The sequence below is a fragment of the Mycobacterium sp. NGS63 genome (genome assembly GCF_059812295.1).
Map to the genome: position 1 here is coordinate 101,164 of NZ_JCALCJ010000003.1, position 24,102 is coordinate 125,265.

Annotated in this window: 25 protein-coding genes; 15 read left to right on the top strand and 10 right to left on the bottom strand. The window is 71.6% G+C overall.

Features of this window, described 5'->3' with window-relative positions; genetic code table 11:
• The first annotated feature begins 104 nt into the window (after window positions 1-104).
• The 6 genes from egtA to AC5Y4Z_RS07370 all read left to right on the top strand — a co-directional run bounded on the left by egtA (window position 105) and on the right by AC5Y4Z_RS07370 (window position 6,815).
• Window positions 105-1,382 (top strand): ergothioneine biosynthesis glutamate--cysteine ligase EgtA, encoded by a 1,278-nt coding sequence (gene egtA, locus AC5Y4Z_RS07345; RefSeq protein WP_499962140.1) that lies wholly within the window; start codon window positions 105-107, stop codon window positions 1,380-1,382.
• A complete protein-coding gene (gene egtB, locus AC5Y4Z_RS07350) occupies window positions 1,379-2,671 on the top strand; it encodes an ergothioneine biosynthesis protein EgtB (protein ID WP_499962142.1) in 1,293 nt (430 codons plus the stop codon). The genes egtA and egtB overlap by 4 nt, the downstream gene beginning before the upstream one ends.
• A complete protein-coding gene (egtC, locus tag AC5Y4Z_RS07355; RefSeq protein ID WP_499962145.1) occupies window positions 2,671-3,354 on the top strand; it encodes an ergothioneine biosynthesis protein EgtC in 684 nt (227 codons plus the stop codon). The genes egtB and egtC overlap by 1 nt, the downstream gene beginning before the upstream one ends.
• A gap of 21 nt (window positions 3,355-3,375) precedes the next feature.
• On the top strand, window positions 3,376-4,341 hold the full coding sequence (gene egtD, locus AC5Y4Z_RS07360) for an L-histidine N(alpha)-methyltransferase (protein WP_499962148.1): 966 nt from the start codon (window positions 3,376-3,378) through the stop codon (window positions 4,339-4,341).
• Window positions 4,338-5,480, top strand: a complete 1,143-nt coding sequence (egtE, locus tag AC5Y4Z_RS07365; protein WP_499962150.1) for an ergothioneine biosynthesis PLP-dependent enzyme EgtE — start codon at window positions 4,338-4,340, stop codon at window positions 5,478-5,480. The genes egtD and egtE overlap by 4 nt, the downstream gene beginning before the upstream one ends.
• A gap of 81 nt (window positions 5,481-5,561) precedes the next feature.
• The gene (locus AC5Y4Z_RS07370) at window positions 5,562-6,815 is read left to right on the top strand and encodes a PE family protein (RefSeq protein WP_499962152.1); all 1,254 of its coding nucleotides are present in this window, start codon (window positions 5,562-5,564) and stop codon (window positions 6,813-6,815) included.
• Between the two features lie 32 nt (window positions 6,816-6,847).
• On the opposite strand, the gene AC5Y4Z_RS07375 is transcribed toward AC5Y4Z_RS07370, so the two are convergent.
• A complete protein-coding gene (locus AC5Y4Z_RS07375; protein ID WP_499962154.1) occupies window positions 6,848-7,534 on the bottom strand; it encodes a class I SAM-dependent methyltransferase in 687 nt (228 codons plus the stop codon).
• A 28-nt stretch (window positions 7,535-7,562) separates the two neighbouring features.
• Window positions 7,563-9,032 (bottom strand): glutamate-cysteine ligase family protein, encoded by a 1,470-nt coding sequence (locus AC5Y4Z_RS07380; protein WP_499962156.1) that lies wholly within the window; start codon window positions 9,030-9,032, stop codon window positions 7,563-7,565.
• Window positions 9,033-9,081: 49 nt separating this feature from the next.
• Here AC5Y4Z_RS07380 and glpK point away from each other — a divergent pair, with 49 nt between their 5' ends.
• Window positions 9,082-10,647, top strand: coding sequence for a glycerol kinase GlpK (gene glpK, locus AC5Y4Z_RS07385; RefSeq protein ID WP_499962159.1), 1,566 nt, complete (start codon window positions 9,082-9,084; stop codon window positions 10,645-10,647).
• 72 nt (window positions 10,648-10,719) lie between these two features.
• On the opposite strand, the gene AC5Y4Z_RS07390 is transcribed toward glpK, so the two are convergent.
• Window positions 10,720-11,454 carry a PadR family transcriptional regulator gene (locus tag AC5Y4Z_RS07390; RefSeq protein ID WP_499962161.1) on the bottom strand — a complete coding sequence of 245 codons (735 nt, stop codon included), beginning with the start codon at window positions 11,452-11,454 and terminating at the stop codon, window positions 10,720-10,722.
• 215 nt (window positions 11,455-11,669) lie between these two features.
• Between AC5Y4Z_RS07390 and AC5Y4Z_RS07395 the strand changes: the two genes are divergently transcribed.
• Window positions 11,670-12,056, top strand: a complete 387-nt coding sequence (locus AC5Y4Z_RS07395) for a hypothetical protein (RefSeq protein ID WP_499962163.1) — start codon at window positions 11,670-11,672, stop codon at window positions 12,054-12,056.
• 8 nt (window positions 12,057-12,064) lie between these two features.
• Here AC5Y4Z_RS07395 and AC5Y4Z_RS07400 read toward each other — a convergent pair whose 3' ends face one another.
• A complete protein-coding gene (locus tag AC5Y4Z_RS07400) occupies window positions 12,065-12,871 on the bottom strand; it encodes an RDD family protein (protein ID WP_499962165.1) in 807 nt (268 codons plus the stop codon).
• Window positions 12,872-12,960: 89 nt separating this feature from the next.
• On the opposite strand from AC5Y4Z_RS07400, the gene AC5Y4Z_RS07405 reads away from it, so the two are divergent.
• A complete protein-coding gene (locus AC5Y4Z_RS07405; RefSeq protein WP_499962169.1) occupies window positions 12,961-13,953 on the top strand; it encodes a stage II sporulation protein M in 993 nt (330 codons plus the stop codon).
• 19 nt (window positions 13,954-13,972) lie between these two features.
• Here AC5Y4Z_RS07405 and AC5Y4Z_RS07410 read toward each other — a convergent pair whose 3' ends face one another.
• The 5 genes from AC5Y4Z_RS07410 to AC5Y4Z_RS07430 are packed head-to-tail and all read right to left on the bottom strand — an operon-like array spanning window position 13,973 to window position 19,268.
• Window positions 13,973-15,295 carry a DUF58 domain-containing protein gene (locus tag AC5Y4Z_RS07410; protein ID WP_499962171.1) on the bottom strand — a complete coding sequence of 441 codons (1,323 nt, stop codon included), beginning with the start codon at window positions 15,293-15,295 and terminating at the stop codon, window positions 13,973-13,975.
• Entirely contained in the window at window positions 15,295-16,272 is a 978-nt protein-coding gene (locus AC5Y4Z_RS07415) for an AAA family ATPase (protein ID WP_499962175.1), read from the bottom strand. Before AC5Y4Z_RS07415 ends, AC5Y4Z_RS07410 begins: the two co-directional genes overlap by 1 nt.
• The gene (locus tag AC5Y4Z_RS07420) at window positions 16,269-17,423 is read right to left on the bottom strand and encodes a DUF4350 domain-containing protein (RefSeq protein WP_499962178.1); all 1,155 of its coding nucleotides are present in this window, start codon (window positions 17,421-17,423) and stop codon (window positions 16,269-16,271) included. Before AC5Y4Z_RS07420 ends, AC5Y4Z_RS07415 begins: the two co-directional genes overlap by 4 nt.
• Window positions 17,405-18,058, bottom strand: coding sequence for a DUF4129 domain-containing protein (locus AC5Y4Z_RS07425; RefSeq protein ID WP_499962181.1), 654 nt, complete (start codon window positions 18,056-18,058; stop codon window positions 17,405-17,407). The genes AC5Y4Z_RS07420 and AC5Y4Z_RS07425 overlap by 19 nt, the downstream gene beginning before the upstream one ends.
• 13 nt (window positions 18,059-18,071) lie before the next feature.
• Window positions 18,072-19,268, bottom strand: a complete 1,197-nt coding sequence (locus AC5Y4Z_RS07430; protein ID WP_499962184.1) for a DUF7847 domain-containing protein — start codon at window positions 19,266-19,268, stop codon at window positions 18,072-18,074.
• Window positions 19,269-19,339: 71 nt separating this feature from the next.
• Between AC5Y4Z_RS07430 and AC5Y4Z_RS07435 the strand changes: the two genes are divergently transcribed.
• The 6 genes from AC5Y4Z_RS07435 (at window position 19,340) to AC5Y4Z_RS07460 (ending at window position 23,097) form a co-directional block, all read left to right on the top strand.
• The gene (locus AC5Y4Z_RS07435; protein ID WP_499962186.1) at window positions 19,340-19,804 is read left to right on the top strand and encodes a GatB/YqeY domain-containing protein; all 465 of its coding nucleotides are present in this window, start codon (window positions 19,340-19,342) and stop codon (window positions 19,802-19,804) included.
• A 133-nt stretch (window positions 19,805-19,937) separates the two neighbouring features.
• Window positions 19,938-20,924 (top strand): LLM class F420-dependent oxidoreductase, encoded by a 987-nt coding sequence (locus AC5Y4Z_RS07440; RefSeq protein ID WP_499962189.1) that lies wholly within the window; start codon window positions 19,938-19,940, stop codon window positions 20,922-20,924.
• A gap of 156 nt (window positions 20,925-21,080) precedes the next feature.
• On the top strand, window positions 21,081-21,491 hold the full coding sequence (locus tag AC5Y4Z_RS07445) for a malate dehydrogenase (RefSeq protein ID WP_499962191.1): 411 nt from the start codon (window positions 21,081-21,083) through the stop codon (window positions 21,489-21,491).
• Window positions 21,492-21,505: 14 nt separating this feature from the next.
• On the top strand, window positions 21,506-22,060 hold the full coding sequence (locus AC5Y4Z_RS07450; RefSeq protein WP_499962193.1) for a type 1 glutamine amidotransferase domain-containing protein: 555 nt from the start codon (window positions 21,506-21,508) through the stop codon (window positions 22,058-22,060).
• Between the two features lie 96 nt (window positions 22,061-22,156).
• Window positions 22,157-22,846, top strand: a complete 690-nt coding sequence (locus AC5Y4Z_RS07455; protein ID WP_499962195.1) for a HemK2/MTQ2 family protein methyltransferase — start codon at window positions 22,157-22,159, stop codon at window positions 22,844-22,846.
• The gene (locus tag AC5Y4Z_RS07460) at window positions 22,843-23,097 is read left to right on the top strand and encodes a CDGSH iron-sulfur domain-containing protein (protein WP_499962197.1); all 255 of its coding nucleotides are present in this window, start codon (window positions 22,843-22,845) and stop codon (window positions 23,095-23,097) included. The genes AC5Y4Z_RS07455 and AC5Y4Z_RS07460 overlap by 4 nt, the downstream gene beginning before the upstream one ends.
• On the opposite strand, the gene AC5Y4Z_RS07465 is transcribed toward AC5Y4Z_RS07460, so the two are convergent.
• Entirely contained in the window at window positions 23,042-24,064 is a 1,023-nt protein-coding gene (locus AC5Y4Z_RS07465) for an iron-containing redox enzyme family protein (RefSeq protein WP_499962199.1), read from the bottom strand. The genes AC5Y4Z_RS07460 and AC5Y4Z_RS07465 overlap by 56 nt on opposite strands.
• Between the last annotated feature and the right edge of the window lie 38 nt (window positions 24,065-24,102).

The window sequence follows — 24,102 nt, forward strand, 5'->3', positions numbered from 1 at the left end:
GGCGATCTGCAAGATGAAGTAGTGGCGATTATTTTCCGGTTAGCTGCGCAACAAGCGGTCCGCGGGCCACTACGGGCGGGGGCGGGCCCTGAAGGGATCGTGATATGACGTCCGCCGCCCTCAGCGCAGCCCAAGCCGAGGTGGCCGACTCCGCCGCCGCCGCGAAGTACATCGCCGAAACCTGCCTCGCCGACGGCCCGGTGCGCCGCGTCGGACTGGAGCTCGAAGCCCATTGCCACGATCCGGCCGACCCGTCCCGGCGGCCCGGCTGGTCCGAAATCGCAGACGTCCTCGAGCGTCTGCCCGCAATGCCGGCCGGCAGCGTGGTGACCGTCGAACCCGGCGGCGCCGTCGAGCTGTCCGGTCCGCCGGCCGGCGGGGTGGTGGACGCCATCGCGGCGATGAAACGCGATCAAGACGTGCTGCGGGCCGGCTTCGCGGACGCCGGGCTGGGCCTGGTTTTTCTCGGGGCGGACCCGCTGCGGCCGCCGAAGCGCATCAACCCCGGCTCGCGCTACCGCGCGATGGAACGCTTCTTCGCCACCAGCCGCTCCGGCGAGGCGGGCGCGGCGATGATGACGTCCACCGCGGCGATCCAGGTGAACCTCGACGCCGGGCCCCAGGCCGGCTGGGCCGCGCGGGTCCGGCTGGCCCACGCCTTGGGCCCCACCATGATCGCGATCGCCGCCAACTCCCCCATGCTTGGCGGCGAGTTCACCGGCTGGGCCTCCACGCGGCAGCGGGTGTGGGGCGATATGGACTCGGCGCGCTGCGGGCCGATCCTGGGCGCCAGCGGCGACGACCCGGGCACCGACTGGGCGCGCTACGCGCTCAAGGCCCCGGTGATGCTGGTGCACAGCGCCGATGGCTCGGAGCTGACGGCGGTCACGCGGTGGGTGCCGTTCGCCGACTGGGTCGACGGGCGGGTGCTGCTGGGCGACCGGCGCCCGACGGTCGCCGACCTGGAATACCACCTGACCACGCTGTTCCCGCCGGTGCGACCGAGGCAGTGGCTGGAGATCCGCTACCTCGACAGCGTGCCCGAGCCGCTGTGGGCGGCCGTGGTGTTCACCCTGGTGGCGTTACTCGACGACTCGGTCGCCGCCGACCTGGCGGCCGAGGCCGTCGAACCGGTGGCCACCGCCTGGGACACCGCGGCGCGCGCCGGCCTGCGCGACCGGCGGCTGCACGAGGCGGCCACCCGGTGCGTGGCGCTGGCCGCCGAGCGGGCACCGGCGGCGCTGACCGACGCGATGCAGCTGCTGGCCGGCGCCGTCGAGCAAGGCCGGTGTCCCGGCGACGACTTCTCCGACCGCGTCGTCGAGCACGGCATCGCCGCCACGGTCTCCGAGGCCGCGCGCTCGTCGCGAGGGGGCCCGTGATCCGGCAACGGCTCGCCGACGAGCTGGCGCGGGCGCGCACGCGCACGCTGCGGCTCGTCGACTTCGACGACGCCGAACTGCGCCGGCAGTACGACCCATTGATGAGCCCGCTGGTGTGGGACCTGGCGCACATCGGCCAGCAGGAGGAGTTCTGGCTGTTGCGCGGCGGCGACCCGGACCGCCCAGGAATCCTGCCCCAGGCCGTCGAGGGCCTCTACGACGCGTTCGAGCATTCCCGGGCCAGCCGGGCCGACCTGCCGCTGCTGTCCCCGAAGCAGGCCCACTCCTATTGCCGCACAGTGCGATCCGCGGCGCTGGACGCCCTCGACGCGCTGCCCGACGACCCGGCCGGCGACCGCGCGGCCTTCGCGTTCGGGATGGTGGTCAGCCACGAAAACCAGCACGACGAAACGATGTTGCAGGCGCTCAACCTGCGCACCGGCGAGCCGCTGCTGCACGACGATTCGGTGTTGCCCGCCGGCCGGCCGGGCGTGGCGGGGACGTCGGTGCTGATCCCCGGCGGCCCGTTCGTGCTGGGCGTCGACGCCGCGAGCGAACCGTACTCGCTCGACAACGAACGCCCCGCCCACGTCGTCGACGTCGCGGCCTTCCGGATCGGACGGGTCCCGGTCACCAACGGCGAGTGGCAACAGTTCATCGACGACGGCGGCTACGACCGGCCGCGCTGGTGGTCCGAGCGTGGCTGGCAGCACCGGCAGACCGCGGGCCTGACCGGGCCGCAGTTCTGGAGCGCCGACGCGCGCAGCCGCACCCGGTTCGGCCGCATCGAGGACATCTCCGCCGACGAGCCGGTGCAGCATGTCACCTACTTCGAGGCCGAGGCCTATGCGGCCTGGGCCGGCGCGCGGCTGCCCACCGAGATCGAATGGGAGAAGGCCTGCGCGTGGGATCCGGCCGCCGGCGCTAGGCGCCGCTACCCGTGGGGGGAGCAGGAGCCGTCGGCGGGGTTGGCCAATCTGGGCGGCGACGCGTTGCGTCCCGCGCCCGTCGGCGCGTACCCGGCCGGCGCGTCGGCCTACGGAGTCGAGCAGATGCTGGGCGACGTGTGGGAATGGACCGCCTCGCCGCTGCGCCCCTGGCCCGGCTTCGTCCCGATGATCTACGAGCGCTACTCGCAGCCGTTCTTCGACGGCGACTACCGGGTGCTGCGCGGCGGCTCGTGGGCGGTGGAGCCGGCGATCCTGCGGCCCAGCTTCCGCAACTGGGACCACCCGGTGCGGCGCCAGATCTTCTCGGGGGTCCGCCTGGCGTGGGACGTGGCCGCCTGATGTGTCGCCACCTGGGCTGGCTCGGCGCCGCCGTGACCGTCTCCTCGCTGGTGCTCGACCCGCCCTGTGGGCTGCGGGTGCAGTCCTACGCCCCGCGCCGCCAGAAGCACGGCCTGATGAACGCCGACGGTTGGGGCGTCGGGTTTTTCGACGAGGCGCTGCCGCGGCGGTGGCGCAGCCCGGCACCGCTGTGGGGCGACGCGTCGTTCGCCTCGATCGCGCCGGCGCTGCGCAGCCACTGCGTGGTGGCCGCGGTGCGCTCGGCGACCGTCGGGATGCCGATCGAAGCCAGCGCGACCGCCCCGTTCACCGACGGGCGATGGCTGCTGTCGCATAACGGCGTCGTCGACCGCGCGGTGCTGCCGGTCGCCGCGGCCGCCGAATCGGTATGCGACAGTGCCATCCTCGCGGCGGTCATCTACGAGCGCGGGCTCGACGCGCTGGGCGAGACCATCGCCGAGATCGGGACGGCCGACCCCCTGGCGCGGCTGAATGTGTTGGCCGCCAACGGCTCCCGGCTGATAGCGACCACCTGGGGCGACACCCTGTCCATCCTGCGCCGCGCCGACGGGGTGGTGCTGGCCAGCGAGCCCTACGACGACGCGCCCGACTGGGACGACGTTCCCGACCGGCACCTGGTCGAGGTGACCGCCGACGGCGTCCGGATGACTCCGCTCGATTAGCCTGTTTTGGAAAGGATCTCGATGACGCTGACGCTGTCCAATCACCTCGCCGCCGACTCGGCGGAGCAGGCATTGCGCCGCGACGTGCTCGACGGCCTGCAGCGGACGCCGAAATCCTTGCCGCCCAAGTGGTTCTACGACTCCGTGGGTAGCGACCTGTTCGACCAGATCACCCGACTGCCTGAGTATTACCCGACGCGCGCCGAGGCCGAGATCCTGCGCGACCGGTCGGCCGAGGTCGCGTCGGCCAGCGAAGCCGACACGCTCGTCGAGCTGGGCGCCGGAACGTCGGAGAAGACCCGGCGCCTGCTGGACGCGCTGCGCGGCCGCGGCTCGCTGCGCGGGTTCGTGCCGTTCGACGTCGACGCCAGCGTCTTGTCGGCGACCGCGACCGCCGTCCAGCGCGAATACCCCGGCGTCGAAATCAACGCCGTCTGTGGGGATTTCGAGGAACACCTGAGCGAGATCCCCGGCGGCGGGCGGCGGTTGTTCGTGTTCTTGGGGTCGACGATCGGCAACCTCACGCCCGGGCCGCGCGCGCAATTCCTCTCGACGCTGGCCGGGGTGATGCGGGCGGGGGACACCCTGCTGCTGGGCACCGACCTGGTCAAGGACGCCGGGCGGCTGGTCCGCGCCTATGACGACGCGGCCGGCGTGACGGCCCGCTTCAACCGCAACGTGCTCGCGGTGATCAACCGGCAACTCGACGCCGACTTCGACGTCGACGCCTACCAGCACGTCGCCCGATGGAACGCGGACGAGGAACGCATCGAGATGTGGCTGCGGGCCGGCGCCCGTCAGCGGGTGCGCGTCGAAGCGCTCGACCTGACCGTCGATTTCGCCGCCGGCGAGGAGATGCTCACCGAGGTGTCGTGCAAGTTCCGCCCGGACGGCGTGAGCGCCGAACTGGCCGCCGCGGGACTGCGTCGCGTGCGGTGGTGGACCGACGGCGCGGGCGACTTCGGCCTGTCGCTGGCCGTGAAGTGACCCTCGGCGACTCGCTGGCCCGCCGGTGGCGCGCGGCCCGCCCGCCGGTGGCCGGGCTGCACCTGGACAGCGCGGCCTGCTCGCGGCAGAGCCTGGCCGTCATCGACGCCGCCGCCCAGCACGCCCGCAACGAGGCCGAGGTTGGCGGGTATGTCGCCGCCGAGGCGGCCGCGCCCGCGCTGGACGCCGGGCGCCTGGTGGCCGCCGCGCTGAGCGGCCTGCCCGACGCCGACGTCGTGTTCACCACCGGCTCGCTGAACGCGCTGGACCTGCTGCTGGGCGGCTGGCCGGCGGAGAAACGGACACTGGCGTGCCTGCCCGGCGAATACGGTCCCAACTTGGCCATGATGGCCGCCCACGGGTTCGAGCGCCGGCCGCTGCCGACCCTGGACGACGGCCGGCTGGCCCTCGACGACGCCGCGCTGGAGCTGGACAATGACCCGCCCGATCTGGTGCACCTGACCGCGGTCGGCAGCCACAGCGGGGTGGTGCAGCCGCTGCCGATGCTCGCCGAACTCTGCGGCCAACTCGGGCTGCCGCTGGTCGTGGACGCCGCCCAGGCGCTGGGTCAGGTGGATTGCGCGGTGGGCGCCGACGTGACCTACGCGTCGTCGCGCAAGTGGATCGCCGGGCCCCGCGGGGTCGGGTTCCTCGCGGTGCGCCCGGACCTGATGGAGCGGTTGCGGCCGCGGCTTCCGGCGCCCGAGTGGATGGCGTCGGTGCCGGTGGCCCGGCAGCTCGAGTTCGGCGAGGCCAATATCGCTGCGCGCGTGGGTTTTTCGCTGGCGCTGGGGGAGCACCTGGCGTACGGGCCCGAGGCGGTGCGCGGGCGGCTGGCCGAGTTGGGCGGGCTCGCCCGCACCACGCTGGCCGATGTGCCCGGCTGGGCGGTGGTCGAGGAGGCCGACGAGCCGAGCTCGATCACCACGCTGGCGCCGGTCGACGGCGCCGATCCGCAGGCGGTGCGCGACTGGCTGCTGGCCGAGCGGCGGATCGTCACCACCTTCGTCGGGGTGCCGCGGGCGCCCCTGGAGCTCGCCGGGCCCCGGCTGCGGATCTCGCCGCACGTCGACACCACGGCCGACGACCTGGAGACCTTCGCCGAGGCGCTCATCGCGGCCACCGCCGCGACAACTTAGCCCGCGTCGTACCGCCAAGCCAGCCTCCGCCGCCGGTACGCTTCGGCCGTTGCGTGATGGCCCAACGAGCGGAAGGCGGCGATGTCTTACCTACTGGTCGAGCCGGCGACGGTGGCGGCGGCGGCGAACGAATTGGCAAGTCTCGGTTCGACAATCAGCGCGGCGAACGCGGCGGCGGCGGCCGGGACGACGGCGGTCGTCGGCGCGGGCGCGGACGAGGTGTCGGCCGCGATTGCGGCCCTGCTGTCCGGGCACGGGCAGGCCTATCAGGCGGCGAGCGCGCAGGCCGCGTCGTTCCATCAGCAGTTCGTGCAGCTCGTCAACGGCGGCGCGGCGCAGTACGTGGGCACCGAGCTGCAGAACGCCGAACAGAACCTGCTCAACGTCATCAACGCACCGACCCAGGCGCTGTTCGGACGCCCGCTGATCGGTGACGGCGCCAACGGGTCGACGGTCAACGGCGTGGGGCAGCCCGGGGGCCCCGGCGGATTCCTGTACGGCAGCGGCGGGGCAGGCGGCAACAGCACCAGCGCGGGGGTGGCCGGCGGTGCCGGTGGGTCCGCCGGGCTGTGGGGCAACGGGGGCGGCGGGGGCAGTGGCGGCGGCGGCGCGGCCGGCGGGGCCGGGGGGCACGGCGGGTGGCTGTTCGGCAACGGCGGACACGGCGGCGCCGGCGGGGCCGGCGTCGCCGGGACCAACGGCAGCTACGTCAACGGCGGCAACGGCGGCAACGGGGGTGCCGGTGGGTCGGCCGGGATGTGGGGCAGCGGCGGTGGTGGCGGCGACGGGGGCGCGGGCGGCAAGAGCGGCGGCAACGGCGGCAACGGCGGCACCGGCGGCAGCGGCGGGGCCGGCGGCGCCGCCGGGTTCTGGAACGGCCTGGCCGGCGACGGCGGCAACGGCGGAAAGGGCGGCGGCACCGGCTCTTTCAGCGCCAGCAGCGGCGGCGCGGGCGGCACGGGCGGCACGGGCGGCATCGCCGGACTGCTGGGCACCGGCGGGCACGGCGGACTGGGCGGCGACGGCGGCCCCAACACCAGCACCACCAGCAACAGCACCGTCGGCGGCCCCGGCGGGGCCGGGGGAACCGGCGGCGCCGGGGGATGGCTGTACGGCGCCGGCGGCGCCGGCGGTGACGGCGGCAACGGCGCCAACAGCGGCAGCGGACTCGGCGGGGCCAACGGCGGCAATGGTGGCAACGGCGGCAACGCCCGGCTGATCGGCGTCGGCGGAGCGGGTGGCGCCGGCGGCACCGCGGGGAGCGGCACCGGCACCGGCGGCTTCAGCGGGCTCGCGGGCTCGGCGGGCGCCGGCGGCACCGGCGGCCTGCTGTAGGGCGGCCCCGGGGCGCCGGGCAGCTCACGCCGCTAGGTCTTGTGCGCGGTGAGCAGGTAGGCCGGCAACTTCATTCGGCCCTTCTCGTCGCGGCCGTGCTGCGGGAATTCGAACGGCGCGTCCGCAACCGGGGGAATGTTCGCGTGGATGTGGGCCGGCCGGATCTCGTCGATGTCCCAGTACTTGCTCACCGCGGCGCGCAGCTCGTCCTCGTCGACCTCGTTGGGTTTGGTGTCCCACTCCGCGGGGAAGGCGCCCTTGGCGAACACCAGCACGAAATAGCTTGCCCCCGGCGCCGCCGCGCGGTGGATCGAGCGCAGGTAGCCGTCGCGGCCCTCCACCGGCAGCGAGTGGAACAACGTGCTGTCGACCACGGTGTTGAACCGGCCCTCGGATCCCGTTGGGTAGCCGGTGAAGTCGGTGATATCAGCCTGCGCGAAAGCGGCAGTGGTCAGGCCCCGCTCGGCGGCCGCCTTGGTGGCGGCCGCGACCGCGGTCGGCGTGAGATCGATGCCGACCACGGTGTAGCCCTGCGCGGCCAGCGCCAGCGACAGCTCGGCGAACCCGCACCCGGCGTCCAGCACGTCGCTGCGGAACTTGCCCGCCGCGATCAGCGCCGCCAATTCCGGTTGCGGCTCACCGATGTTCCACGGTGGCGGGCCCTCGAACTCGCCCTGCTCGCGGTAGGCGCTGTCCCAGTCCATGATTTCGGGTGGCATCTCGCTTCGTGGCTCCTCTACGTCCTTATCAGTCCCAGGTGTGCACGGGTTCATTGCTGTGCATGTGTTCGCAGTACCGGCGCAGCATCTCGGCCAGCGCCGCGGGACGGCTCATACCGCCGTCCTCCAGCGTACGCACGGTGGACACCTGCCAGCTGGCGCCGTTGCGGCCGGCGCGGGCGCGGCCGTCGATGACGCCCAGGAAACGGTCGCGCACCTCGGCGTCGACGCCCCAGCGGCGCAGGCCCTCGTCGGCGATCGGCAGCAGCGTGTCCAGGACCAGTCGCCGGGCCGGCACGTCCCCCACCCCGGGCCAGTGCAGCCGCGCGTCGATGCCGTAGCGGGCCGCCTCGAGGAAATTCGCCTCTGCCACAACGAAACCCATCTTGTTCCACAGGGGGTCTTGCTCTTCGGACAGGCTGCGCAGCACGCCGTAGTAGAAGGCGGCGTTCGCCAGCATGTCGATGACGGTCGGCCCGGCCGGCAGCACCCGGTTCTCCAGCCGCAGGTGCGGGCGGTCGTCGACCACGTCGTACACCGGCCGGTTCCACCGGTACACGGTCCCGTTGTGCAGTCGCAGTTCGGCCAGCTGCGGGGTGCGGCCGGCGGCTAGCTCGGCGGCGGGGTCTTCGTCGGACACCTCGGGCAGCAGGGACGGGAAGTAGCGGATGTTCTCTCCGAACAGGTCGAGCACGGACGTGATCCAGCGTTCGCCGAACCACACCCGCGGCCGCACGCCCTGGGACTTGAGTTCCTCGGGACGGGTGTCGGTGGACTGCGCGAACAGCTCGATGCGGGTCTCCGACCACAGCTGATGGCCGAAGAAGTAGGGGGAATTGGCGGCCAGGGCCAGCTGCGCGCCCGCGAACACCTGGGCGGCGTTCCAGTTGGCGGCGAACTCCGCCGGCGCCAGCTGCAGGTGCAATTGCATGCTGGTGCAGGCGGATTCGGGCGCGATGGTCGCGGCGTGCCAGCTCAGCGGTTCCGGGCCGGTGATGTTGATCGGGATGTCCTCGCCGCGCGCGGAAAAGATCGAGTCGTTGAGCGCGGTGTACCGCGTCGACTCGCTCATCCAGCCGTCGTCGAGGTGTTCGGGCATCAGCGTCGGCAAAATGCCGATCATCACGATGTGGGCCCCGCCGGTGTTGGCCTTGGTCTCGGCGTCGTTCAGGCTGGCCCGCACCTCGGCCTCGAGGTCCAGCCCGGTGTGGCCGGGCAGCGGGCGGGGCGGCACGTTGAATTCGATGTTGTAGGCGCCTAATTCGGTCTGGTAGGCCGGATCGGCGATGGCCTCGAGCACGGACCGATTCGACATCGCGGGCAGGTAGTCGGAGTCGACGAGGTTGCATTCGATCTCCATGCCGGTGAGCGGCCGGCCGGAATCGAAGCGCGACTGGGTGAGCATCGTCTCGAAGACGTCCAGACACAGCCGCACCTTGCGCCGGTATTCTTGCCGCTGCGCGCGGTCGTATGTGGTGCGCTTGACTTCTTCGCCCACAACGCCGATGGAACAGGTTTACCGGCGGTAGCGCAAGGGCTGGGCCATCATGGACGCTAACGTCACAGCCCGCACCGGAGGAGAGCAGTTGGCCGAACCCGCCGAATTCGTGGCCGCCATCGATCAGGGCACCACCAGCACCCGCTGCATGATTTTCGATCACGAGGGCGCCGAAGTGGCCCGCCATCAGCTCGAGCACGAGCAGATCCTGCCGCGCGCCGGCTGGGTCGAGCACGACCCGGTCGAAATCTGGGAGCGCACCTCCTCGGTGCTGACCTCCGTGCTGAACCGCACCAAGCTGTCGTCGAAAGACCTTGCCGGCTTGGGAATTACGAATCAGCGCGAGACCACGCTGGTGTGGGACAAGCGAACGGGCCGGCCGTACTACAACGCGGTCGTGTGGCAGGACACCCGCACCGACCGGATCGCGTCGGCGCTGGACCGGGACGGCCGCGGCGAGGTGATCCGCCGAAAGGCGGGCCTGCCGCCGGCGACGTACTTCTCCGGCGGCAAGCTGCAGTGGATCCTGGAGAACGTCGACGGGGTGCGCGCGGCCGCCGAAAGCGGCGACGCCCTGTTCGGCACCGCCGACACCTGGGTGCTGTGGAACCTGACCGGTGGCTCACGGGGCGGCGTGCACGTCACCGACGTGACCAACGCCAGCCGCACCATGCTGATGAACCTGGAAACGCTGGACTGGGACGACGAGCTGCTGTCATTCTTTTCCGTCCCGCGCGCGATGCTGCCGGCGATCGCGTCGTCGTCGCCGCTGCAGCCCTACGGGGTGACGCTGGACACCGGGCCCCTCGGCGGCGAGGTCCCGATCACCGGCGTTCTCGGTGACCAGCACGCGGCGATGGTCGGTCAGGTGTGCCTGGCCGAGGGGGAGGCCAAAAACACCTACGGCACCGGCAATTTCCTGCTCCTCAACACCGGGGAGACGATCGTGCGGTCGGACAACGGGCTGCTGACCACGGTCTGCTATCAGTTCGGCGACGCCAAACCCGTGTACGCGCTTGAGGGTTCGATCGCGGTCACGGGCTCGGCGGTGCAGTGGCTGCGCGACCAGCTGGGCATCATCAGCGGCGCGGCGCAAAGCGAGGCCCTGGCCCGTCAGGTGCCCGACAACGGCGGGGTGTACTTCGTGCCCGCGTTCTCCGGGCTGTTCGCCCCGTACTGGCGATCGGATGCCCGCGGCGCGATCGTGGGCCTGTCGCGGTTCAACACCAACGCCCACCTGGCGCGCGCCACGCTGGAGGCGATCTGTTACCAGAGCCGCGACGTGGTCGACGCGATGCAAGCGGATTCCGGTGTGCGCCTCGAGATCTTGAAGGTCGACGGCGGCATCACCGGCAACGACCTGTGCATGCAGATTCAGGCCGACGTGCTGGGCGTGGACGTGGTCCGGCCGGTGGTCGCCGAGACCACCGCGCTGGGCGCCGCCTACGCGGCGGGTCTGGCGGTCGGGTTCTGGGAAGACCCGTCCGAGCTGCGCGCCAATTGGCAAGAGGACAAGCGCTGGACACCCCACTGGGACGACGACCAGCGCGCCGCGGGTTACGCGGGCTGGCGCAAGGCGGTGCAGCGCACCCTCGACTGGGTGGATACCTCCTAGCCGCGAGCGCCCGTGTCTGCACGCCGACACGCCGGTACGGCTGTGCATTTGCGGGCGCTCGCGGTCAAAGGGTCAGTCCTCGCCGAGGATGCCGTAGACCTCGCGGCGGGCGTTGTTGAGGATCTCGACGATGCGCTGCTGCTGCTCGGCGGTGGCGGTGTGCGCGGACTGCGCGACCGCCCCGAACAACTGGCCCACGGCCGCACGCAGGCTGACGTGCCCGGGGTCGGCGCCCTCGGCGATCTCGTCCCATGGTGGGGTCTCGATCTTCTCCGCGGCGGCGCGGCCCTCGTCGGTCAGCTCGAAAAGCTTTTTGCTGCCTTCGGTTTCGCTCGCGGTGATGAGGCCTTCGTCATCCAGCAGCTGCAGCGTCGGGTACACCGACCCGGGGCTGGGCCGCCAGATCCCGTTGCTGCGCTCGGCGATCTGCTGGATCATCTCGTAGCCGTGCATCGGCCGCTCGGTCAGCAGCGCCAGGATGGCCGCGCGCACGTCGCCGCGGCGCCCGCGCCCGGTGCCACGGCGCCATCCGCCGCGCCGGCCGCCGGGGCCTAAGCCGAATCCCGGCCCGAACCCGGGACCGAAGTCAGGCCCGAAACCGGGGCCGAAGCCAACACCGAAGTGCTCACCGGCGTGGTCGCGGAGGTGTTCGCGGAATTCCCGTCGCGCCTGGCGCCGGGCCTCGTGCAGTGCCCGCCGCCCCCCGAAGGCGGGCGGCGGCCCGACTACGGGGCCGGGGGCGAAGCCGAACCCGAAGCCGGGCCGGCCGCCGAACGGGCTGTCGGGGGGAGTGAATGGGTTGCTCATTTTCTGTCCTTACGTATTTGGAGGGTGGCGCGCGAAGATGCGCGCTCAACCATTACGAAACATCACGATATATCGGAACCTAACGCGATGCAACGAGATATTCTGGCTGAGGGCGCGGAAACCGCACCCGCAAACGCCTGACCTGCGCAAAACCGATTCAAGGCCGCGGCTGCAGCGCGGTTTGTATCCCGCGGGCGGCGGGTAGGAACAGTGGGATGAATGCGAACAACAACCTTGCGGTGGGTAGCGGAGCCCCCGGCGTGGCCGAGCCCGCCCGGGGCGAGGGCGCCCGCGGCCGCAACGCGTGGCCATGGGTCAACTGGGGGTTGGCGCTGGCGACGGTGCCCGCCGCGGCGATCGTGATGCTTTTCGCGCTGGGCGCCGTGATGAGCACCGACGGCTGCAGCGGTGGCGGCTGCCCCGACCTGGGCCGCGGCGGAATCAACTTCGGCGTCGCGTTCTACGGGGCGCCCGTGGTGGCCCTCGTCGTGATCGTCGTCTCGTTCTTCACCGCCAAGCGCCGCGGCGGCATCGCCGTTCCGGTGATCGGGTGGGCGCTGCTGGTGGCCGACGTCGTCCTGATGGTGGCGGCCGTTTCCTAACCGCCCGATCAGCCCGGCGGGGCGAAGCCGCCGGAGTGCGGTTCCTGTTGTGGCACGGGGGATTTCGGGCTGGCTGGCGGCCGCTGGGCGGGTGGCCACGGCACGTTCAAAGGGGCGGGCTGCATGCGCGCCAGCTCGCGGCGATGCCGTTCGGCGAGCACGGCGGCCAGCACCAGCTCCGGCGGGGCGCCGGAAGGCGGCGGCGGGGCGATGCGGGCCACGACGTCACCCGCGATCCGGTAGGCCATCTGCTGACGCAATTGACGATCGAGTTGGGGTGCGCGGGAAAGGAATTGGCGCGCGACCTCGGCGTGGTTCGGGTCCAGCCCGGACAGCTGCAGCGAGGACGCCCACCACGCGAGCGACGGCGGCATCGCCGGCGGTGGGTTCAGCCGCGGCCCGCGTTCGCTGACCACGACGGTGCCGGCGAACACGTCGCCGATGCGTTTGGCCTTGGGCGACAACATGCTGCAGATGACGGCCGGGCTCCCGGCCAGCATCCAGATCTCCACCACCGACGCCAGCGCGCGAAACAGCGCCTGGCGGAAGCGTTCCGGGCCGCCGTCCTCGGAAACGACGCGCAGGCCCATCACGATCTTGCCCACCGACCGGCCCCGCGTCGCGGTTTCCAGCACCAGGGGATACCCGACGATCACCAGCACCGTGAAGATCAGCAGGACGGCGGCGCTCAGCGCGCTGTCGAACTGGGTGAGGGTGGCCGCCCACAACATCAAGCCGACGAGGTAGCCGATGACGATCACCGTGATGTCGATCAGCGCGCCCACCGCCCGCACCGGCAGCTGGGCGATCTGCACGTCGAGCACCACGGCGTCGCCGGTCACCACCTCCGACATAACACCGAACGGTACAGGGTCCGGCGGCGCCGCCGGTTAGGCTGCGCAGGGTGGACGTCGACGCTTTCGTTCTGACCCATCGCGGGACGTGGGACCGGCTCGACCGGCTGGTGAAGCGGCGCCGGTCGTTGACCGGTGCCGAGGTCGACGAACTCGTCGAGCTCTACCAGCGGGTCTCCACCCACCTGTCGATGCTGCGGTCGGCGTCCTCGGATTCGGTGCTGAGCGGCCGGCTCTCGAGCCTGGTGGCGCGGGCCCGCTCGGTGGTGACCGGCGCGCACGCCCCGCTGAGCCGGACGTTCGTCCGGTTCTGGACGGTGTCGTTTCCGGTGGTCGCCTACCGCACCTGGCGGTGGTGGGCGGGCACGGCGGCGGCGTTCCTGGCGGTGGTGGTGATCATCGCGATGTGGGTGGCCGGCAATCCGGAGGTGCAGTCGGCCATCGGAACCCCAAGCGACATAGAGGAATTGGTCAACCACGATGTCGCGTCGTACTACAGCGAACACCCGGCCGCGGCGTTCGCCCTGCAGATCTGGATCAACAACTCGTGGGTTTCCGCGCAGTGCATCGCGATGTCGGTGCTGCTGGGCCTGCCGATCCCGATCATCCTGTTCAGCAACGCCGCCAACCTCGGGCTGATCGCCGGGCTGATGTTCCAGGCCGGCAAGGGTGGCATCCTGCTGGGCCTGCTGGCCCCGCACGGGCTGCTGGAGCTGACGGCCGTATTCCTCGCCGGGGCAACGGGGATGCGGTTGGGGTGGTCGGTGATCTCGCCCGGAGATCGGCCCCGCGGGCAGGTGCTCGCCGAGCAGGGCCGCGGCGTGGTGGCGGTCGCGGTGGGGCTGGCGGGCGTGTTGCTGGTGTCCGGATTGATCGAGGCATTGGTGACGCCGTCCCCGTTGCCGACGTTCCTGCGGGTGGGTATCGGGGTCGTCGCCGAGGCCGCGTTCTTGTCCTACGTCGTGTATTTCGGTCGCCGCGCGGCACGGACCGGCGAGACCGGCGACATCGACGACGCGCCCGATGTGATCCCGACGGGCTGAACGCCGCCGGGCCTGAAAGTCACAGCCGCCCGCTGGCTTTCATCGCCAGATAGTGGTCGGCGAGCGCGGGCGCGATCTCGGTGGGCGGGGCGTCGACGACTTCCACCCCGCCGCGACGCAGCCGCGCGGCCATCGCGCTCCGATCGTTGCGGGATCGTTCGGCGGCCGCCGCGTCGTAGACGGCGGCCGCGTCCGAGCGCCCGGCCGCCATGTGGTCGACGCGCGGATCGCCGACGGCGCCGATCATCACGTGGTGCTTGGCCGACAGCTGCGGCAGCACCGGCAGCAGGCCCTCGTCGAGGGCGGTCGCGTTGAGATCGGTCAGCAGCACCACCAGCGACCGCCGCCTCGTCCGTCGCGCGATCGCGGCAACCATTGCGCGCCAATCGGACTCGACGAGGGCGGGCTGCAGCGGCGCCATCGCCTCGACCAGCTGGGCGAGGATTTCGGTGCGCGACGCGCCGAACACTCCGGTCCGGCTCACCCGGTCGTGCGCGAGGAAGTCGACGTGGTCGCCGGCCCGCGACGCGAGCGCGGCCAGCAGCAGCGCGGCGTCCATCGCCCAGTCCAGCCGGGGCCAGCCCGCCGGGTCGGCGGCGGTAGGGTCGACGCCCACGCGGCCGGCCGCCGTGCGGCCGGTGTCCAGCACGATCACCACGCGCCGGTCGCGTTCGGGTCGCCAGGTGCGGACCACGACGTCGGCGCGGCGCGCCGATGCGCGCCAGTCGATCGAGCGCACGTCGTCGCCGACGACATACTCACGCAGCGAGTCGAATTCGGTTCCCTGCCCGCGGATCAGCGTCGGCAGCAGGCCGTCGATCTCCCGCAGTTTGGCCAGCCGCGACGGCAGGTGTTTGCGCGACAGGAACGGCGGCAGCACCCGCACCTGGCCCGGCACCGGCTGTGAACCCTGCCGTCCGGCAAGCCCCAGCGGCCCGACCGATCGGGCGGTGACCACGGCGGCGCGTTGATCGCCGCGGCGCACCGGCCGCAGCAGCGTCTGGACGTGCTGGTGCTGCCCGGCGGCGATGGTGACGCCGTGGCTGCGCGGCTCGGCCCGCGCGCTGGGCGGCCAGGCGTCGCGGACCTGGCCGCGAAACCGGCGGCCGCCGTCATTGTGAATCGACAGGCCCACCTCCACCGGCTGGGCCAGGCGGGCCGAGGAGTCCGGCGACCGGGTGTAGCGCAACCTGCGGGGGCTGGCCGCCAGCGCGGCATCGGCGACCGCCAGTGTCGACAGCAGCACCAGCAGCACCAGGAAAGCCCTTGCCGGCCAAGGCGATACCGCTATCGGAAGGACGCCGATGAGCCCCAGCAGCCCCGCGCGCCCGGTCAGGATCACTAGCGGGGCACCGGAACCGACGCCAGGATGCCGTCGAGCACACCGTCGGGTGTGGCGCCTTCGAGCTCGGCCTCCGGGCGCAGCATCACCCGGTGGCGCAGCGTCGGACGGGCCATCGCCTTGACGTCGTCGGGGGTGACGTAGTTACGTCCCGACAGCCACGCCCAGGACCGGGCGGTGCCCAGCAGCGCCGTCGCCCCCCGCGGCGACACGCCCAGCTGCAGCGCGGGCGAGGAGCGGGTGGCCCCGACGATGTCGACGATGTAGCCCAGCACCTCGTCGGCGATCAGCACCTGCTGCACCGCCTGGCGCCCGGCCGCGAGCTCGGCGGGTCCGGCCACCGGCTTGATCGCCGACAGGTCGCGGGGGTCGAAGCCGTGCGCGTGCCGGCCCAGGATGGCGATCTCGGCGTCGCGCGACGGCAGCGCCACATTCAGCTTGAGCAAAAAGCGGTCCAGTTGCGCCTCGGGCAGCTGGTAGGTGCCCTCGTACTCGATCGGGTTCTGGGTCGCCGCGACGATGAACGGGTCGGGCAGCGGCTTCGCCTCGCCCTCCACGCTGACCTGACGCTCCTCCATCGCCTCGAGCAGCGCGGCCTGCGTCTTGGGCGGTGTGCGGTTGATCTCGTCGGCCAGCAGCAGGTTGGTGAACACCGGGCCCGGCCGGAACACGAATGCGGCGGTGCGCGCGTCGTACACCAGCGAGCCGGTGACGTCGCCCGGCATCAGGTCGGGGGTGAACTGCACGCGCTTGAACTCCAACTGCAGGGCCGCCGACAGGGCCCGCACCAGCAGCGTCTTCGCCACTCCCGGAACGCCTTCCAGCAGCACGTGGCCGCGGCACAGCAGCGCGATCACCAGGCCGCTGACGACGCCCTCCTGCCCGACGACGGCCTTGGCGAGCTCGCCCCGCAGCGCCAGCAGCGCCTCTCGCGCCGCTTCAGCGCCCGGGGTCTCGGTCACAGATGGTTGCGTCACGTGTGGGTGACCTGCCTTTCGATGTCGTCGAGCGCACGGGCCAGTTGTAACAGGTCACCGTCGGTGGCCGGCGGCGGTCCGTAGAGGTGGTAGGAGACGAATCCCGGGTCGGCGCCGCTACGTTGGGCCACCGTGTTCACCACCGTCACCGGCGGCGCGCCCGGGCCGAGGCCCAGCCGGGGCAGCATCCGCTGCACGGTCGCGGTGCGCAACGCCGCGGCGGCGCGGTCGCGGGCCCGGCGCGACCGGTACAGCCGGGCGCGGCCCTCGACGGTCTCCGAGGCGCGCACCACGACGGGCAACTCCTCGGCCACCAGCGGGCCCGGCCGGCGGCCCTTCCACACGGCGAGCAGCAGCACGACCAGGCACAGCTGCCACACGATCCACTCGGCGTTTTCGGGGATCAGGTCGGAAAGCGAAGAGCCGGGCGGTGTTTCACCCTCGATCTGGTGGGGTGCGTACCAGACCAGCCGGGGCCGTTCGCCGGCGAGGTTCATCGCCAGCGCGGCGTTGCCGGCCTGCAATAGGTTCGAGTTGGTCATGAAGTCGGCGGTGCCGACGGCCGTGACGGTCCGCCCGTGGTCCCGGTACCGGATCAGCGCCCCGTCGTAGCAGCTGGTCATGGCCCGGCCGTCGGGAGCGTGATAGGTGTTGCTGATCCCGAGTCGCACCGTTCCCGCGCGATTGGCCTCTCGCAGTGCGCAATCCGGGCTGCTGTCGAAGGCCGCGGTGGTCTTCGACACGCGCACCTCCGGCATCAGCGCCTCGCGGGCGCGCGCCGTCGGCTCCGCCAACAAAAGATCGCCGGGGACCTGGGCCAGCCGGTCGAGCAGCGCGGGGGTGAGGAACTGGGTCTGCGCCACGAGGATCTGCGTGTCGGGCCGTGCCGCCCCTTCGACGTCGGCGATGGTGTCGGCGACCACCACGTCGACGCCGCCGTCGCGCAGCAGCGCCACCAGCGCGTGCGCGCCGCCGGGCTCGGTCGATTTCGGGTCCATCCGGGCACCTGGCCGCGGCGCGCTCAGGTAGGCACCGACGGCGGCGATCGCGGCCAGCACGACCAGCGTGAGGATCACCCAGCCCCACAGTCGCCAGCGCCGCGTCGCGGCCGGCGGACGTGCCCCGACGGCACTCACCGGACCTGCGCCCATGACTCGGTGGCCGCGGGCCGGGCCGCCGCCGGCGAGAGCGCCGGTGGCCGCGAGCGCAGGTGGTCGTCGAGGGCGGCGATCATCCGGTAGGCGTCCTCGGTTCCAGGCTGCTCGCCGTAGGTAACGTCGTTGAATGCCGTTGCCGCCCCGGACAATTCGTCGCGCAGGTGGGGCAGCGCCGCGCCCGCGTCGGAGGCCAGCTCGTTGGCGGTGCGGCCGGGCGCCGGCTCCACGACGCCGGTCTCCTCGAGGTGACGGGCGACCGCGCGCAGCCGGTGTCGAATCGCCGCCGCCCAATCACCTTGCGCGGCATACCTTTCGGCGGTTTCACGATGCTGGGCGGCGGTGAGCTGGGCGGCCTCGAACAACAGATGATCGCCGCCGCGGTTGGTCCGCATCGTGCGCCGAGCGGCATGGACGGCGACCACCACCGCGACCGCCAGCAGGACGAGCAGCACGGTGGTGGTCAGCCAGCCGCCGGGGATCGAGGCGGTCTTCTCCAGCAGCCGGTAGAGCTGTTCGTTGACCCACTCCGCGAATTGCTGGGAGGCGGAACCCTTGGAGTAGATCGGCTTGCTCAGCTCTATCTCGGCGGCCTGATGGGCGGCATCACGGTCGATGTCGATGGAAGGCACGGTCAGCGGGTCCTCACACCGGGCGGGTGAGCCAGAGATTGTCGGTGGACGCGACCGCGTAGGGGCCGTCGGCGGCGCCGCTCTGCAGCACCAGGTCGAACGCCTCGGCCCGCATCCGGCGGTCGGTGTAGAGCAGCACGATGACACCGGCGTTGAACGGCGCGGTGATGATCTGGCCGATCGCCGATCCGACCGCGGCGATCGCGGTGCTGGCCAGCAGCGTCCCGGTGGACGGGGCGCCGCCGGCGATGAGGATCTGGCCGGCGATGCTGAACGGCAACGCGACGGCGTTGCCGATGAACGACGCCACAATGAACGTCAGCGCCCGGATCCCCAGCACCCGCCAAAAGCCGTGGCGCACCAGCGCGAACGACCGGGCGAGCGCGTCCGTGACCGGCAGCCTCTCCAGGACGATCAGCACGGGCGCGAACAGCACCACGGTGTAGAGGTAGACGATGGCCGCGAGCACCACCAGCGCCAGCGGCAGGCCCAAGAGGACCGCGGGCGCCGCGCCGCCGACCGCCGCGAACAGCGCGATGATCCCGACCGCCAGGGCGAGGATGGTCGCGAGCGCGGCGGCCTCCAGCAGCGCCAGCCCGAGCAGGGGCAGCAGCCGCCCCCGAATCTTGGCCCACGTCTCGCCGATGGTGATCGGCGACCCGAACACCGCCCGCCCGACGATGACGGTGAGCATCCCGGACAGCAGCATCCCGCCCAACCAGGTGACCAGCAGCCCGGCGGCCATCGACCCCATCCAGGCGCCCGCTATCCCGCCGCTGAGTTCGTCCGAGCGCGCGACCGTGATCCTGCCGTAGGCGGCCAGCGGGCCGACCGTCGCGGCCAGCGAGACGATCTGCATGAGCACGACCAAGATCGCGGTCAGCCCGAGCGTCGCCCTGGGGTTGGTTCGGATGTAGCCGACCGCGCCGTTGAAGATGTCGCTGAGGGTCAGCGGTCGCAGCGGGATGATCCCGGGTTTGGCCGCCCCGGGGACGAAGGGTTGCGGGGGGTAGTAGCCGGGCGGCGGTGCGCCGTACCACTGCGGCGGGGGGCCGTAGCCCGGCGGCGTCGGGCTGTAGCCCGGGGGTGGGGGGCCGTAGCCCGGGGGTGGGGGGCCGTAGCCCGGCGGGGGGCCGTACGCGGGCGGGGCGCCGTAGCCCGGCGGATAGCCGGCCGGCGCGTGCTGACCCGGCGGCCCGTCGTTCGTCATGGGCTCCATCCTGTCGGCGGACCGGGCATTTCTCAATCTTGACCGGCGCCGCGGCGCGTAGCGTCACAGGCATGGCCGAACTCAAATCCCGACTGCGCGCCGACCTGACCCTGGCGATGAAGTCCCAGGACAAGCTGCGAACGGCGACCCTGCGGATGCTGCTCGCGGCGATCCAGACGGAGGAGGTCTCCGGCAAGCAGGCGCGCGAGCTGTCCGACGACGAAGTCATCAAGGTGCTGGCCAGGGAGTCGCGGAAGCGCGGCGAGTCGGCCGAGATCTACACCCAGAACGGTCGCGGCGAGCTGGCCGCCAACGAGCACGCCGAGGCGCGCATCATCGACGAGTACCTGCCCACGCCGCTCACCGAGGCCGAGCTGGCCGACGTCGCCGACACCGCGATTGCCCAGGTCGCCGAGGAGATCGGGGAGCGCCCGGGGATGAAGCAGATGGGGCTGGTGATGAAGGCGGCGACCGCGATCGCCGCCGGCAAGGCCGACGGGGCCCGCCTGTCGACCGCGGTCAAAGAGCGCCTCTAAGCCGTTCGCGGGCGCGCACCGCCGCGAGCCGAACCTGGCTGCGATTCCGGGCCCCATTTTTCGCAGTGCGGTTTGGCTCGCGAGCGGTGCACATGCCGGTTTGCCCCGTTGACGCCCGGGTAACCATGCCGGCATGACGAATTTCGGCTACACTCTGATGACCGAGCAGAGTGGACCCAAAGAGCTTGTGCGGCATGCTATTTCGGCCGAGGAGCGCGGGTTCGACTTCGAGGTGTGCAGCGACCACTTCTCCCCCTGGCTGGCCTCGCAGGGGCACGCGCCCAACGCCTGGACGGTGTTGGGCGCGGTGGCCCACGCCACCGAGCGGGTGGACCTGTACACCTACGTGACCTGCCCGACGATGCGGTATCACCCCGCGATCGTCGCGCAGCAGGCCGCCACCGTGCAGATCCTGTCCGACGGCCGGTTCACCCTCGGCCTGGGCAGCGGCGAGAACCTCAACGAACACGTGGTCGGCAAAGGCTGGCCGGCCGTCGAACGCCGGCAGGACATGCTGCGCGAGGCCATCAAGATCATCCGCGAGCTGTTCGGCGGCCAGCTGGTGAGCTGGCGCGGCGAGTACTTCCAGGTGGATTCCGCGCGGCTGTGGGACGTGCCCGACGTCCCGGTCGGCATCGCGGTGGCGATGGCCGGCACCAAAGGTGTCGACAAGTTCGCCCGGCTGGCCGATCACTTCGTCGCCGTGGAGCCCGACGCGGAACTCGTCGACGCGTGGCACGCCGCACGTCAGGCGGGCAACCTCGCCGGGGGCGGGCGGGTGGTGGGCCAGATTCCGGTGTCCTGGGACCCCGACCGCGACACCGCCGTGCAGCGGGCGCACGACCAATTCCGCTGGTTCGCCGGCGGCTGGAAGGTCAACGCCGACCTGCCGACGCCGGCCGGTTTCGCGGGCGCGACCCAGTTCGTCCGGCCCGAAGACGTCGCCGACGCGATGCCCTGCGGCCCGGACCTCGACGCGATCGTCGACGCCGTCCGCCCCTACTGGGAAGCCGGGTTCACCGACATCGCGCTGGTCCAGATTGGTGGCGAGACGCAGGACCTGTTCCTCAAGGAAGCCGCCCAGCCTTTGCTGGAGGCGCTGCGCGACGCGTCAGGCTGATTGCAGGTTTGGCCGGTGGCTCGCGGGGTACCCGAATGCCACTGTGGGTATTCGGGCTACCGCCGACAGGGGCCGGATCGACCGGCTGTCTGCGACGTCGCTTGCGCGACAGCAGAATTGAGGCGACGCACGTCCGGCATGGCAAGGGAGTCGACGTTGACTGATCGATCCGGCAACACCGCCACACCCTTGGTGAAAGCCCTCGCCGGCGCGAGCTTCGGGCTGGGAATCACCGAGTTGGCGGCCCCGGGCAAGGTTGCTGCGATCGCCGGCGTGGATGACACGCGCCCCGCGCGCCGAATCATCCGGGCGCTCGGTGCCCGCGAATGCGGCCACGGGGCCGCGCTGCTGGCGGGTCCCGACAAGCTGGTCTGGACCAGGGTGGCGGGCGACGTCCTGGACGTGTCGCTGCTGCTGGCCGGGGTGGCCGCGCGCGGCCGCGGGCGACGGCGGCGCGGCGCGGTCTCGGCCGCGGCCCTCGGCGGGATCGGCGCGCTCGACCTCTATGCGGCGCTGCGCACCAGCCGTGACGGATCACCGAACCCAACCACCCGCGAAGCCCAGTGAAGGGGGTACCCGCGATGTCAAATGAGTTGCAAGGCATGAAAGTTGCGATCCTGGCCGCCGACGGCGTCGAGAAGGTCGAACTCGAGCAGCCGCGCGCGGCCCTCGAACAGGCCGGCGCCCGGGTCGAGGTGCTGTCGGTGAAAGACGGCGAAATCCAGGCCCGCAACCACGATCTCGAGCCGGCCGGGACTTTCGACGTGGACCGCGCGGTATCCGACGCCTCCGTCGGCGAATTCGCCGGTCTGGTCCTTCCAGGCGGCACGGTCAACCCGGACAAGCTGCGCCTCGACGCGGCCGCGGTTTCGTTCGTGCGCGATTTCGTCGTCTCGGGAAAGCCCGTCGCGGCGATCTGTCACGGACCCTGGACGCTGGTGGAGGCCGGGGTGGTCGTGGGCCGAACCCTGACCTCCTACCCGAGCATTCGCACCGACCTTCGCAACGCCGGCGCACACGTCATTGACGAAGAGGTGGTGGTCGACGGCAATTTGATCACCAGTCGCTCGCCCAAGGACCTGCCGGCGTTCTGCGAGACGGTCGTCAAGCAATTCGCGCACGCGCCCACGGGGTAGCCGATCGAACCGTTTTAACCCGCAAATTTGCGGGCATATACAGCCGAAGCCGTGACCGCCACGGCGCTCCACGACGGATCTGGTGAAAGGCCCACGTTGACAACCACCTATCCCGAACCCGCCATCTCGGTCGCGCACAATGTCTACCAGCCCCAGGAAGATTCCCGGTTGCTGGTCGACGTGATGCACGACTCCGCGCTCATCCCGGGCCGTAGGGTCCTCGACCTGTGCACGGGTAGTGGATTCGTCGCGATCGCCGCGGCCGAGATGGGTGGCGCCGGCGTCACCGCCTTCGACATCTGCCCGCACGCCGTGGCCTGCTCGCGCGACAACGCCGCGCTGGCGGGCCGGGACGTCGACGTCCGCGAGGGATCGTGGGTGGACGCCATCGACTGCGCGCCGTTCGACGTGGTGGTGGCGAATCCGCCCTACGTCCCGGCCCCGCCCTGCGACGACTCCGATCAAATCGGTTCGAGCGCGGGCCCGTCGTGGGCCTGGAATGCCGGCGGCGACGGCCGGCTGGTGCTCGACCCGCTGTGCGAGGCGGCGCCGAAACTGCTGTGCGACGGCGGATCGCTGCTGCTGGTGCATTCGGCGATCGCCGGCGCGCAGCAATCGCTGGATCGCCTGAAATGGGCCGGCATGCAGGCCGAAATCGTTGCCTCGAAGTGGATTCCGTTCGGCCCGGTGATGACGGCGCGGGCCACGTGGCTCGAGGAGATCGGCCGGATCCCGCCGGGGCGCCGGGAAGAGGAACTCGTCGTGATCCGTGCGGACAAGCGATGACCACCACCCGGGTGCAGGTGGTGCCCAACGGCCCGGTGCTGGTGTCCGGCCCGGTGCGCATCGAGATGCCCGACGGCGAGGTCGTGGAGTCCGACCGCTTCATGGTCGCGATCTGCACATGCCGGCGCAGCGACGATTATCCGTTGTGCGACACCAGCCACCGGCGCTGCCGAAACATGAAGAAGCGCCCCCCGGCTACTGGTCGAGCGGCCGCCGCAGCGACGTCCGACCCTGCCGCCACGACTCCATAATCCGCTCCGCCAAACGGTTTTCGACCGCGGCGTGTGCGCGTATCCCGAAGACGACATCGGCGTCGAGGTGCGGCTCCCGGGCCACGAGATCGCCGACGACGTCGATGCGCACGACCTGTTCGTGCACGGCGTCGGCCTCGACGTGTTCGCGGTAGAAGCCGATGCAGGCCGGCGGCGCCGCCATCCTCTGCAGGGCCTGGACCATCCGCCGGGAACCCGGCGGCGAGGTGATCTCCGTCGACGCGAAGTGCCCTACCGCGGCGCCGCGCAACGAGCGATGCAGCCCGAACAGCGACATGAGATTCACCGCCGCCAGCGCCTCGGCCGGGACGGCCTCGAGGTAGCCCAGATACGTCGAATCCAGGCCCGCCGCGTCCAACAGATCGGCGAAAAGCTGCTGGTGCAGCCGCGGACCCCTGCCGGCGCCGTATTCGTCGAACTCGACGGCCACGAACGCCGCCTTGGCGGTGCCCATCAGCCGCGGGATGGCCCACGCGTGCGGGTCGCCCTCCTTGAGGTGGTACACCGAGCGGTGCGCGAAGTATTCGCGCATCTGCTCCCAGGTTCCCGTGTCGCGCAGGTGATACGACGGCCCAGTGCCGTCGGCGGGCTCGACGGAGATCGCCTCCATCTCGCTCACCGCGGTGTGCCCGGGCTCGATCGGGCCTACGTCGCGTCGCACGCCCGCGAGGAAGGCGCGCTCCAGTTCGGCGCGCAACTGCAGCAGGGCGGGATTCCATTCCCAGCCGGGGTCGACGCCCGCGAATCCGCGGTAGTGCAGCTCGTAGCACATGGTCAACGCGAGTTGCAGGTCCAGGCCGTACGGGTCGGAATCCCGCACGGGCGCGCCGATGCGGGTCAGCGAGTCGTGTGCGGGGGGTCCGGACAGCGCGCGACGGACGGCGGTCGACAGTGGTCCGTGCGCCGCAGGCAGGGCGGGCTCGACGGTGATTGATGCGCGGGTCACGCCGATGTCTACCCCCGAAACGGGCCGGGCAAACGGTC